This is a genomic window from Pseudogracilibacillus sp. SE30717A (assembly GCF_037071985.1).
Classification (GTDB): domain Bacteria; phylum Bacillota; class Bacilli; order Bacillales; family Amphibacillaceae; genus Pseudogracilibacillus.
In genome coordinates this window covers 306,181-318,638 of record NZ_JAXHDF010000005.1, presented here as the reverse complement: position 1 = coordinate 318,638, position 12,458 = coordinate 306,181, and the positions used below count along the sequence as shown (strand labels likewise).

Sequence of the window (12,458 nt, the reverse complement as noted above, 5' to 3'; positions counted from 1 at the left end):
AGGGTTAAACTTTTATCATCCATTATATGGGTGTTAAATAGTAGATGTTTTTACAATAACAATTTAGTCAAAATAAAAAAGGGAGCTGTAAAGCACCCTTATACATGAACCATTATTTGTATATACGTTTGTACAATGATGTAAAAGACAATGGCATATTTCCAGTTAAATTTTATCCCATTTGTAAACATGCTTAGGCCATTTGAGGCACTAAGAGCAATGACAGGCATGATAACTGGTGAGATCAAAATCGAAATGACGCTTCCCGATGTAATGGAAAGAACGATTAGCTCAGGGGAATATGGTAGCTCCATACCACTTAATATACCTGCAACTAATACCATTACTGTTAGTGGTCCCAACCCAAAAAAACCTAAAATAATTACAATGAAAGGTAATAAGAAAAGTGGATTGATGAACGGAATCGTATCTTGCAAGAAATGAAGGCTGTTAACAATCGTCGGTGCAAACCCTGTTTGTCTTAAAGCAAAAATAAGTACTCCAACTGATAACATAATATTTAATTGATACGATTGATTAATCATATCTTTCCTTACATATTCTTTCGCTACCCTTGTAAGTTTATATCCTCTTCTTTTAAACAAGAAAAATGCACAGATCCATCCAACAATAACAAGAGGAATGATAAGCATTAATGGTATTCTAAAAACACCGTGGATCAAAAAGATCGATCCAAATAACGAAATAAATAATAAGAAAAACTCAATTACTTTCTTTTTCCTAATTTCTTTAGGAGAGGCATTTACAAGGACAAGTTTAATATTTTGTTGTAATGTAGGCGTGATTGAAAAACCCGATCTTTTTTCCGAGAAAAAAGCAAAAGTAACGGCCAAAATGGTACCAATGATGGCAATACCAAGCCCCTGTAGGATCGCTAACCAAAGCGAAGCACCTAATGCTTCGACTGCAAAAATAAAACTTGGAATACTAACAACCCACAAAGTGGAAAGTGCAAACCCACGTAACAAAGCAGTCCCTTTATATTTTTCCCAAAATTCCGTATGATGATCTTTTAAAATAATATTAACAAATTGGTACATCATAGGGATCGATCCGAACAATAAAAAATAAGCAATTATTTGGGTAAAAGTAATCAAGCTAAGGTAAAACTTTTGACTCGTATTAATGAATGTATAAAATACACTCATAATATCTTCAATATATGGTTCTTCTCTAAGGACCCAACCGATTAAAGGCACGATAATTAATAACCCAATCATATCTTTCATTAAAATAAGCCCTTGTAAAATTCCATTGAGAACAGAATGGTCAGAAAAGAGTAAGATTAAAATTCCGCATATAAAAATAGTAAACGGTAATTTAAATTTCTGAATTGAAAGATATAATAGCGAAAAGAAAAAGAGAGCAAGGCCAGCAATTGCCAAAGCGGAAAGTGCAAATTTATTGTTAAAAAATGCCGTAAAAAAATGCAATAAAGTGTAGAGGGTAATCGATAAACGTAACCCCCATGTACTAAAAACTTTCATATATAATCCCTTCTCGATGTGTTCTCTTTCTTTATCTTAACATATTAGCAACAATTTATGTTCACGACTCAAGTGGAGAACACTGAATAACAATGGGAGGAATCAGAGGGGAAAATTAACTGAAAGCAGTGTACACCTGGCCGTTACTATGCTCAAGTATTTTTTTATGCTCCCGAGGATAAATTAGAATCCCAGCGAAGGTCACATATCTAAGGTTTATGCTCCCGAGAATACATTATCATCCCTGTGAGGGTATCATATCTAAGAGTTATGTTCCCGATAATACGTATAATCCAAGTGAGGGTACTCTATTTAAGAGTTATGTGCCCGAGAATTGAGCAGAATCCCTGTGAAGTAACATAGACATCCGAAAGTAGGGGGAATGTACTTCGAAGTGCAACGATCAATTCGTTCTAGGTTAAAACAACTCCAACATAGCCTTATCCATTGAAACAACAAAAAGTCCGAAATTCATTCAACATCGATTGAATCATCTCTTCGGACTTTTCTTCATATATTACTGGGTGGAATCATCCGACTCATTTTCATCTTCATCCGGATATGTTTCTTCCTCTGAATCTGTATTGTGAGCGATGAGCTCCTGTACCATTTCTTCTTTTTCCTTTGTGCTCATATCGGAAACTTTATCTAAAATACTTTCGAGATCCAGGCCAGTCATCTGAGTGACACTTTCTTGTAAATTAGCTAATGTATTCGTAACTATTTTAGGAATTCCACTAACTTGTTCACCGGTTCCACCATCAAGAATTCGGATCGACTCTACTTTTGCTAATGGATCCGCAACTGCAGCAGCATATTCAGGTAGCATTTTAATAATCATTTCTGTCAGCATGACTTCTTTATGCTTGTTTAATGCTTCAGCCCGTTTTTCGATCGCTTCAATTTCAGCGGCACTCTTTAATCGAATCACTTCTGCTTCTGCCTTTCCGGCTTCACGTCTTGCCGCAGCTTCTGCTTCAGCTTCACGTAATTTTTCATAGTATGCAGCGTCTGCTTTTTCTTTTCTGACTTTCACTTTTTCTTGCTCGAGCATTACTTGTCTTTCTTCTTCTAGTTGTTGAATTTTCAAGTTTTCTTCTCTATCTTGTCTAATGATTTTTAAACGTTCTTTTTCAATTTCTAAATTTCTTTCTTCTTGTTCTAAAATGTAAGCAGCTTCTGATTTCGCTTTCTCACGTTCAGTAATAGCTAAATTTTGCGCATCCTTTATTTCTTTTTCTTTTCTTGCTTCAGCAATAATTATCTCTCTCGCATATTCCTCTTTGGCTATTTCCTCATTCATTTGAGCAACATGAACCTTTGTTTGACGATTATTCGTACTTTCAGCAATTTCTGCTTCTTTCTTGATTTCAGAAATTTTAGGTCGACCGAGATTTTCTAGATATCCTTCGTCATCCTTTATGTTTGTCAGTCCTAAGGAAGTAATTTTAAAACCCATATTATCGAGCTGGCCTTGGGCAACCTCACGTACTTGTTCGTTAAAACTTTCTCTATCGCTATTTATTTGTTCTACTGTCATTTTTGATAAGATTGCTCGTAAATTGGATCCTAGAACTTCGGAAACCTCAAACTCAATATCTTTTTGTTTTTTCCCTAAAAATTGTTCAGCATATTTTACAATCCCTTCCAATGTATCGGAAACTTTCACAGTTGCAACGGCTTCTCCAAAAATACCAACGCCCTGAAGTGTATATACTTTTGGCGTTTTTATTTGTAGCTGGAATGAGGTAAGGGAAACAGGTGTATGTGTTTGGAATAATCTTAGCCGATGTCCGCCACCCCTGATTACTTTCATGGAACGCCCTTGTTCATCATGGAAAATATTCGTTTCTTTCTTTGGATCTCCCAGTTTAGGTCCAGTAATAATTAATGCCATGTTTGAAGGAACCGTTTTATATCTTAATTTCATATAGATCAACCAAACAATTCCTCCGATGGCTGCAATAATGAGTAACACAAAAAGGAATATAGTTGCTTTTACCATCTTTCTCGCCTCCCTGATACTTATCCTTATTATTATAGTTCGCTTAATATTCATATAATCCTGCATTAATTTCGAAGAAATTCAATTATATTAGACAAAAAAGGACAAAATATATGCAATTGATAAAAAGAGGAGGATAAAAGTGGAAAAGAGTCAAGATCGGAAAGAAGAGTTGAAGGATAGAAGTATTGTGGAAAAAGAAATGAAAGAAAATATTACAGAAGAAACGATTAAATCGGAGAAACTTAAATTTAAACATTCTGATGAAATATATGAGTAATGTCATATACATGTAATGATTGTCATGATAATTGAATAAGTATGTTTCAAAGTGTACAAACCTCTGTATGAAAACTGTGTACATTAAGAGGAGGGCCTATTTTAATGAAAACAGGCATTCAAAAAGGTGGACTAGTTCTATTAGGCGGGATCTTTCAAGGGCTCGGAATGGGATTATTTCTTTTTCCGCAATCGATACCTTCTGGAGGGGCCGGTGGTCTAGCCATTTTACTCAATTATTATTTTTATATTCCAATGGGTCCCTCTCTCTGGATTGTCAATTTTGTTCTACTTTTAGCTGGAATAAATTATCTTGGGAAGCGTTTTGCAGTTTGGACTGTAGTTGGAATGACAGTAGCCTCCCTCACAATTGATGTAGTAGAAAGTTTTATTTATATTACAAACCGAAATCTAATTATTGATCTTATTTTTGGTTCCTTTTTTTTAGGAATTGGGGTAGGATTATTAATGCGCCAAGGTGTCTCAAATGGTGGCATGGGTGTCATGGCATATATGATTGCACATCGAGCAAATATTTTACCCGGTAAACCTCTATTTATTTTTAATTGTTCTATCTTCTTTATTACAGCAGCTGTAATTAGCTGGAGAATAATGATTCTCGCTTTTATCAGCCAATGGATATCAACTAAACTTGTTGACTTCATTTGTAATTACGACCCATATGAAACGTATACGATTGAGTGATTACGTATATTTATACCGAAACGTTGTATTTTTGTTTTCTTTTCCGTCCTTTCCTTTCACGCGAATGAATAAAAGAACAAGAAGACCTACAATCAGAGCAAGAATTGCAATGGATAAGAACATTCCTGTACGTGACCAATCCATTAAACGAGCAAATATAGGCGGACCGATTGCAACTCCTATAAATCTGACAGAACCATATAATGAAGTGACAAAGCCTCGCCGCTCTTTCCCAACTGATCCAGTTATTAAGCTATTCACACATGGTAAAATGAGCCCGGCACCTATACTGCTTAGAGCAAGAATGGCTAGAAAAGATACGAGCTTTTCAAATAATGTTAACAAAGCAAAGGATATTGTCATAAAGGAAAACCCAAGTAACATGAGTTTTTTCATTTTCTCCATATCTTTTCCAATTTTACTTCCAGTTATATATGAGGTTGTCACCATGAAAAGTAAGGGAATCGCTAATATAAGGCCTTTGACAACCCCATCAATATCATGTTTTTCTTCTAACACATCAGATAAGTAAAATAAGATGCCGAACAAAGTAAATAAGCAAGTTCCACCGGCAAGATAGGTGACAAACAACCAGCGACCTTCCAATTTAAAAACACTTAAAAGACCAAGCATATATTTTCTAAAAGGGGGTGGATCTTGACGAAAGCTTTTTTCTTTTATAAAAATCCATGTCAATAATATAGAGATCAGACATATTGCAGGAAAAGCGAAAAATACTGAATACCAAACAATAAGACCAAGCAAGGAACCGAGTATTGGTGACAAAACCTTTCCTAATCCATTAGACGCCTCCACTATACCTAACACACGACTTCGCTCTCCACCTCTAAATAAATCTCCAGTTAGTGCCATGGCAATTGGAGCTGTACCTGCAGCCCCAATCCCCTGAAGTGTTCTCCCAATTAAAATCCATACGTAAGAATTTGAGAATATAGCAGCCCCTAAGCCTGCCACTACACCACCCAAACCAAATAAAATTAAGGAAGGAACAATAATAATTTTCCTTGAATATCGATCAGATAGGTAACCAAAAATTGGGATAAAAATAGCTGCTGCAATAGAAAATACTGTGATAGTTAAGCTAACTTGCATTTGAGAAAGCTTTAAAGCAGACTTCATGGCAGGAAATATTGGGATAAGCATCGAATTCCCAAGTGTCATGATTAGTGGAATTGAACCAATAGCCATAATAGTCATCGTATTATTCTTGGATGCCATTTGTATGAACGCTCCTTGGCGATTATTTAATATTTATTGGTGGCGAGACGACCCAGCCTTTTTCTTTTCTAATCTTGGCTAACTTTACATCGTATTCTTCTTTCAAAGTATGAAATTCACCAAAGAGATTTTTAATATCTTCATGAACGCAAATCCCCATTATATAGCTGCAGATCATTTTCCCTGTTAGTAATTCTTTTTGAACTAAACTGGCAATCTCAGGGTCATTAAAACGTGCACCTGCAGGAATGTCCTCTACTTCTACATTTGGACGATCAGGAGGAGCTGGAGGTAATCGAATGCCAGCATTGCTTAAAATACTTTCAACTTGTTCTTCTTCAGGTGTAAAACCATTTTCAGTAAGATCATCTAGAAAATCTTTTAAGTCTTGATCTCCTGCATGATTATTAAGTACTTGAAGTGTTACTAAATATTCTTTAGTAGTTAATAAAAAATCCCAGAGATGATAAATCTCCCCGGAATGATATGGCTCCGCTTGTTGTTTTTGGTCAAGCATAGGATACATAGCCTCCTCGAAAATTAGTTAGTTTAGTTTTCCTAAAATATTAGAAATTATGTTAAAAATATCATGAGGACAGGAACCTACTAGTCATTCATACATAGGCTAAATCAGTACCCTCTTTATTAATTAATCAAGGAGGAGTTAAGGAATTGAAAAAGAGTTTACTGTTGTTAGTAAGTTTTTTAATGTTATTAATAGCGGTTTTATCCGCGTGCGGTACTAATCAAGAAGAACTTTCCGCTGATGTAGAAGAGGAAAAGATTGTTCGCATAGGGTATCAAAAAATTGTCCATTTGTCATTTTGAAAGGACTTGGAACATTGGAGGAGAGCTTAGAACCATTAGGATATGAAGTGGAATGGCATGAGTTCCAAGCTGGTCCAGCTTTAATTGAGGCGTTAAACGCGGGTAGCATTGATGTAGGCAGAACAGGGAATACTCCCGTAATTTTTGCTCAAGCTGCCGGAACTCCTTTTGTAACATTGGCAGCCGGTAAACCTAAATTTGAGGGAAGTGGAATAGTAGTACCAAAAAATTCAACCATCCAATCACTCGAAGATTTAAAGGGCAAGAAAATTAGCTTTGCAAAAGGGTCTAGTTCCCATTATTTACTTGTCAAAGCATTGGAAGAGGCAGGGATTGAGTACTCTGACATTACACCAGCATATCTCCAGCCTGGTGATGCTAGGGTTGCTTTTGAGCAAGGGAATATAGATGCCATGGTTGTATGGGATCCGTTTACAGCTTCAACAGAACTCTATTCAGACGGGGTGTTACTGACTAATGGAAAAGGTCTCACAACAGATAGGGATTTTTTTATTGCAACGGAAAAATTTGCGGAAAAACATGAAAAAGTAGGAGACTTAATTATTGAAGAAGTAGCGAAATCCTCTGATTGGGCAAACGCAAACCATGAGGAATTGGTATCGATGCTTGCTCCATTATTAAATCTAGAGGAAGATGCCATCAGACTTGCTGTTGAAAGACGCCATTATGGAGTGGATCAGATCAACGAGGAAATTATCGAAGAGCAACAACATATTGCCAATTTATTTTATGAATTAAATATTATCCCGAAGAAAATTGATGTAAATGAAGTAATGAAATAATAGGAGGTAGATAAAATGATGCCACGTATAAAAGGGTCAAGTAAACAACTTATACCGTGGCTTATACCAGGGCTTATTTTAGTAGGATGGCAATTCCTATCATGGCTTGGTTTTATTCCTCAACGAATTTTACCAGCACCTCTTGAAGTACTACAGGCAGCTATAACCCTTTTGTCAACGGGAGAATTATATGAACATATTTTGGTTAGCTTAGGTAGGGCATTGGCTGGATTTTTAATCGGAGGCAGTATTGGATTTCTATTAGGGTTATTTAATGGAATATCCAAGTACTCTGAATTACTTCTTGATACATCGATTCAGATGTTAAGGAATATTCCACATTTAGCTTTAATACCTCTAGTTATCTTATGGTTTGGTATAGATGAAACATCCAAGATTTTCCTCGTAGCTCTTGGGGTTTTATTTCCTATATATATTAACACGTATCACGGAATTAGGTCGGTTGATAGGGATTTAATCGAGATGGGTAGAGCTTATGGATTAAAAGGGAAATCTTTATTTTTTACTGTAATACTTCCTGGAGCTATGTCATCCATATTAGTCGGTGTGAGGTTTTCATTAGGCGTTATGTGGTTAACGCTTATTGTTGCAGAAACAATTTCAACTCATGTAGGTATTGGATACATGGCAATGAACGCAAGAGAATTTATGCAGATGGATGTCATTGTATTAAGTATCGTTTTGTATGCACTGTTTGGAAAATTATCTGATATCATTGCGAAGTATTTTGAGGGGAGATTATTAAAATGGAACAATTAGAACAACAACTCAAAAGAAAAAAACATATATCTTTGCAAGGAGTCAGTAAAAGTTTTGGTGACCATATGGTCTTACAAGAAATAGATCTTGAAATTGAAAAAGGGGAATTTGTCGCTATAGTTGGAAAGAGTGGATGCGGAAAAAGTACCCTTCTTAGACTGATTGCAGGTCTTGAACAAGTGAACAAAGGTACTATCATTATGAATGGGGAAGCTTTAACTCAATTAAATAAATATGCCAGAATGATGTTTCAAGATGGTCGGCTACTTCCATGGAAACGTGTCATTGATAATATCCAAATAGCCTTATCGAAAGAAAAGGAAGTAAAAGCAATTGAAACACTTTATCATGTAGGTTTAGCAGATCGACGTCATGACTGGCCTAGAAATTTATCGGGAGGACAAAAACAACGGGTTGCATTAGCTCGAGCACTTGTTCATGATCCAGAATTATTATTACTGGATGAACCTCTTGGTGCATTAGATGCGTTGACTCGGATCGATATGCAAGAATTGATTGAAGCATTATGGAACGATAGAGGATTTACCGCTATCTTAGTTACCCACGATGTAGAGGAAGCAGTAGCAATTGCGGACCGTGTCCTATTAATTGAAGAAGGCAGGATTTCACTTGATCAAAAGATTAATCTACCTCGACCAAGAAGACGTACGCAAATAGAATTTTCTTTGTACGTGGAAGAGATTTTAGCACGGATTATGAACCGAAAGCCGTATAAAGAGCATATAGTGAAAAAGCCTATTCAAACAGTAAGTGTTTAACAATAGAATAAATACATTGATTTATAATAGAAATCTTTATATACCCTAGAATTCGTATCTAGGGTTTTTGTTTTGGAAATTAGGAAATAGCTATAGAATATTGACTCTATTGGAAATAAGAGTATATAATTACTTTATTCATTAGGAAAAGGAGAAAAAAGATGAAAAAGAGGCAAATGGCGTTACCAATTTTACTTACCAATTTATTTATCGCCTTTTTAGGAATTGGACTTGTCATTCCAGTAATCCCAACGATCATGAATGAATTGCACCTATCCGGGTCAGTCGTTGGGAATCTCGTAGCGGCATTTGCACTTGCCCAACTATTAGTATCTCCACTTGCAGGAAAATGGGTGGATAGGTTTGGGCGTAAAAATATGATCGTATTCGGATTATTGATCTTCAGTTTCTCTGAACTGTTATTCGGCCTCGGTAAGACCGTTGAAGTCCTTTTTATCTCTCGAGTTCTCGGCGGGATAAGCGCTGCCTTTATCATGCCAGCTGTAACAGCTTTTATTGCTGATATAACAACAATGGAGACTAGATCAAAAGCGCTCGGATATATGTCCGCTTCCATTTCGACGGGATTTATTATTGGACCAGGAATTGGTGGGTTCCTTGCTGAAATTGGTTCTCGCTTTCCATTCTTTTTTGCCGCGGGATTGGCACTTGTCGCTGCTGTTCTGTCCTTTTTTACTCTTCGAGAGCCTGAACGCCAAAAATATGAAAAGGAAATGAATGAAAATATATCTGGATTCAAGCGGATTTTTGTACCAATGTATTTTATTGCTTTTTTAATAATTTTCATTTCTTCCTTTAGTTTAGCAGCTTTTGAATCATTATTTTCACTGTTTGTTGATCATAAATTTGCATTTACACCAAAAGATATTGCAATAGTAATAACTGGAGGTGCAATTGTAGGAGCAATTGCACAAGTGGCATTATTTGATCGGTTAACAAAGCGGTTTGGAGAAATTATTTTAATCCGCTACTGCTTACTAGTTTCTGTATTTCTTGTATTTTTAATGACCTTGGTAAACACGTATGCGACCATTCTTATTGTAACAGTCGTATTATTTGTTGGCTTTGATTTAATTCGCCCTGCAGTCACATCCTACTTATCAAAAATAGCCGAAGATGAACAAGGATTTGTAGGAGGAATGAACTCAATGTTTACTAGTATTGGAAATGTCTTAGGGCCAGTTATCGGTGGGGTATTATTCGATGTTAATTTAGATTATCCATTTTATTTTTCGTCTCTCTTTTTAGCTATAGGAGTAGGAATTTCGATCGCATGGAAAAAGCCGGCACGTATGCAATAAAAAATAACTAAACTACTTTTGAACAAAAAAACTCCCCGAGTCCTAAAAGGCTAGGAGCTTTAAGTGGTTACTAATTTGAAACAATTAATAACGAAATATATATTCTTGAGTCAACTATTAAAACCTCGGAGGAGTGCCAGTTGGCGTTACAAGCTAGTTCATATCTAATGTTATACTCGTTGGTCTTTATTGCTAAGTACCCGTTTGGCAGGCATTAAACGCCAATAATTTAACTAAACCCGTTCTTTACATCCTTGATAATTAGACACATTAACGATGGAAAAGAGCCTAATTAATTTCATCAATTATTTGAATCTAATTTTACTTTTTTAAGTTCACCTTTTAATTCATTTATTTGTTTTTGCAAGGAATCGATCATTTGTTGCTGATCGACTTGATCCTCCTGATCGGCTTGAGGTTCTTCTTCTGTTGCAAGTATTTCCTCCAAGGCCAACGCAGCGGCTATAGTTGATATAGCATCTCCGAGTGTAGTGATGGCCGAACCTAGCAATGTAAGTTTTGCAATGGTTGTAGCTGATGAAGCGGTATCTTGGTTAAAATCAGTTTCTTGCCTATTCAAAAAAAATCTCCCCCCTGATCGTAAGTACTTGTTCTTATTAACGTATGAGCGAAATCATCTTAATGGACTTTGTCCCAAGTAAGTAAAGAAGTTTCGGAATCAGTTTAAAAACTAATCCCATACAACCTTACTTAGAGAGGATTTTTTAATTGGAAAGAATATAAGAAATCTACAAGTGATTAGCACGAATGCTCTAACTTCATTTTATATAGGTCTTATGATTATCAACTAGGATAGTTGAGGTAGAAGAATGCTTTTCTTTTCAAGATTTACTTTTAAATCAGCGTTTTGCTTACTCAAATTGTATGAGTATTCATATATTGATAGTAAACTATTTAGGTAATAAAAAGAGGAGTGAAACTTTTGGGTTGCAGGAGTGAAACCGTGTCTGGTAAACAAGATTGGGAGAGAAGCACAGGACACGACAGATTTGTTTGCGGGTGTCGGAAAGAAAATGACGAAAGGGATGAAAGCTTTCGTCATTGTGGATGCCTTGATTGCAGACGACGAAGAAATGGAGAAGCTTATATGTACTAGGGATAGTAAAAACATCATTACGTGTCTAGTTTAAACAACTAAAATAGTATTACAGTATTACTGCTAAGCCGCTATATCCGATGGAAAAGGAAGTGGCTTATTTTTATTAATAGGAGAGCAAATTTGCTTTTATAATAATCTGGTTAAGATTCAAAGCATTAAAGACCAATAGTCTCAGTCTTTTATTAACAAGTCTTTCTCTTTAATAGGAAAATAAAGATCCATGTGGATGTAGTTGGGACCTAGTTTGTCTGATACACTAGAGTAAATTTCTAATCCATAGTCAGCTGCAATCTCATAATCCGATTGATTAATCCAAGTATAAAGAGCATCATAGATAGATCCAGCCTCGCCTTTTGGGCCCTCGTATGTCGTTATAGCATATAATTGCTTAGGAAATTCAAAACTTTTCATTTCTTTAGGGGGATCGGAGATGTCCTCAACCTCTACGCCTGCAATCCATGTAAAGGGATCAGAATTAGGATTATAGTTCGGTGGATCAATAAAAATTCCGTATTCCTTCAACGGCTCAATTCGATTTTTGATTTCGTGTATTCGTTCACTAAAATTATCATGCAAAGCTGTAATTAGTTTTTTCTCGCGTTCTTCAGATAATATTACAGACAAAGTCATCCCAATAACCTTAAAGGGATCTTTTTTCTCTATCCGAATATCCAAGTTCCTCATCCTTTCAGTTATTTCTTTTCATATTCATTTTGATATTGTATTTCAACAACTCAGTAATAAAATCCTTTCATTTTCTTAAGAAAATCAATTAATATTTTTAAAGAATGCATTATAATGGGCCGAAGTAGAATTAAAAAAGTTAGGTATTTGTCCATATTGTCATATTCGATAAGAATAAAATCTGATAATTTTTTGGGGTAATTATTTATGTTAGAGAAAAGGTATTAAATGTAAAAAAACAGGGGACTCGTATGGATGTTTATGCTATTATTTAATTAGCTATCGAGTATGAAGTCTGTAGTTCAATTTTGTATGGAAAAATGTGAACTCTTAGATTCCTGTCTTAGGCAATGATCCAGAAATCGATATGACAGTAAAGATTCACTTGAAAAAATCTAGCAAATAT

General features: G+C 35.6%; 14 protein-coding genes. 8 read left to right on the top strand and 6 right to left on the bottom strand.

Annotated features, from left to right (window positions below):
• Positions 1–98: 98 nt before the first annotated feature.
• Together SPD48_RS10415 and SPD48_RS10410 are read right to left on the bottom strand one after the other, a co-directional pair.
• Entirely contained in the window at positions 99–1,508 is a 1,410-nt protein-coding gene (locus tag SPD48_RS10415) for a hypothetical protein (RefSeq protein ID WP_336258035.1), read from the bottom strand.
• A gap of 517 nt (positions 1,509–2,025) precedes the next feature.
• Positions 2,026–3,513: a flotillin family protein gene (locus SPD48_RS10410; protein WP_336258034.1), complete on the bottom strand. Its 1,488-nt coding sequence runs from the start codon at positions 3,511–3,513 to the stop codon at positions 2,026–2,028.
• A 142-nt stretch (positions 3,514–3,655) separates the two neighbouring features.
• On the opposite strand from SPD48_RS10410, the gene SPD48_RS10405 reads away from it, so the two are divergent.
• Both SPD48_RS10405 and SPD48_RS10400 read left to right on the top strand, forming a co-directional pair.
• Entirely contained in the window at positions 3,656–3,793 is a 138-nt protein-coding gene (locus SPD48_RS10405) for a hypothetical protein (protein WP_336258033.1), read from the top strand.
• Between the two features lie 104 nt (positions 3,794–3,897).
• Positions 3,898–4,497 carry a YitT family protein gene (locus SPD48_RS10400; RefSeq protein WP_336258032.1) on the top strand — a complete coding sequence of 200 codons (600 nt, stop codon included), beginning with the start codon at positions 3,898–3,900 and terminating at the stop codon, positions 4,495–4,497.
• Here the strand turns inward: SPD48_RS10400 and SPD48_RS10395 are convergent, their stop codons facing one another.
• Together SPD48_RS10395 and SPD48_RS10390 are read right to left on the bottom strand one after the other, a co-directional pair.
• Positions 4,498–5,742: an MFS transporter gene (locus SPD48_RS10395; RefSeq protein ID WP_336258080.1), complete on the bottom strand. Its 1,245-nt coding sequence runs from the start codon at positions 5,740–5,742 to the stop codon at positions 4,498–4,500.
• 16 nt (positions 5,743–5,758) lie between these two features.
• Positions 5,759–6,253 (bottom strand): DUF3231 family protein, encoded by a 495-nt coding sequence (locus tag SPD48_RS10390; protein ID WP_336258031.1) that lies wholly within the window; start codon positions 6,251–6,253, stop codon positions 5,759–5,761.
• A 155-nt stretch (positions 6,254–6,408) separates the two neighbouring features.
• On the opposite strand from SPD48_RS10390, the gene SPD48_RS10385 reads away from it, so the two are divergent.
• The 5 genes from SPD48_RS10385 (at position 6,409) to SPD48_RS10365 (ending at position 10,248) form a co-directional block, all read left to right on the top strand.
• A complete protein-coding gene (locus SPD48_RS10385) occupies positions 6,409–6,564 on the top strand; it encodes a hypothetical protein (RefSeq protein ID WP_336258030.1) in 156 nt (51 codons plus the stop codon).
• A gap of 14 nt (positions 6,565–6,578) precedes the next feature.
• On the top strand, positions 6,579–7,367 hold the full coding sequence (locus SPD48_RS10380) for an aliphatic sulfonate ABC transporter substrate-binding protein (protein WP_336258029.1): 789 nt from the start codon (positions 6,579–6,581) through the stop codon (positions 7,365–7,367).
• Between the two features lie 18 nt (positions 7,368–7,385).
• Positions 7,386–8,147: an aliphatic sulfonate ABC transporter permease SsuC gene (gene ssuC, locus SPD48_RS10375; RefSeq protein WP_442962142.1), complete on the top strand. Its 762-nt coding sequence runs from the start codon at positions 7,386–7,388 to the stop codon at positions 8,145–8,147.
• Entirely contained in the window at positions 8,135–8,926 is a 792-nt protein-coding gene (locus SPD48_RS10370; RefSeq protein ID WP_336258027.1) for an ATP-binding cassette domain-containing protein, read from the top strand. The genes ssuC and SPD48_RS10370 overlap by 13 nt, the downstream gene beginning before the upstream one ends.
• A 161-nt stretch (positions 8,927–9,087) precedes the next feature.
• Positions 9,088–10,248 (top strand): MFS transporter, encoded by a 1,161-nt coding sequence (locus SPD48_RS10365; RefSeq protein ID WP_336258026.1) that lies wholly within the window; start codon positions 9,088–9,090, stop codon positions 10,246–10,248.
• Between the two features lie 301 nt (positions 10,249–10,549).
• On the opposite strand, the gene SPD48_RS10360 is transcribed toward SPD48_RS10365, so the two are convergent.
• Complete coding sequence (locus SPD48_RS10360; RefSeq protein ID WP_336258025.1) at positions 10,550–10,828, bottom strand: hypothetical protein; 279 nt, start codon at positions 10,826–10,828, stop codon at positions 10,550–10,552.
• A 376-nt stretch (positions 10,829–11,204) separates the two neighbouring features.
• Between SPD48_RS10360 and SPD48_RS10355 the strand changes: the two genes are divergently transcribed.
• Positions 11,205–11,399: a hypothetical protein gene (locus SPD48_RS10355; RefSeq protein ID WP_336258024.1), complete on the top strand. Its 195-nt coding sequence runs from the start codon at positions 11,205–11,207 to the stop codon at positions 11,397–11,399.
• A gap of 140 nt (positions 11,400–11,539) precedes the next feature.
• Here SPD48_RS10355 and SPD48_RS10350 read toward each other — a convergent pair whose 3' ends face one another.
• On the bottom strand, positions 11,540–12,043 hold the full coding sequence (locus tag SPD48_RS10350; protein ID WP_336258023.1) for a GyrI-like domain-containing protein: 504 nt from the start codon (positions 12,041–12,043) through the stop codon (positions 11,540–11,542).
• Positions 12,044–12,458: the final 415 nt, after the last annotated feature.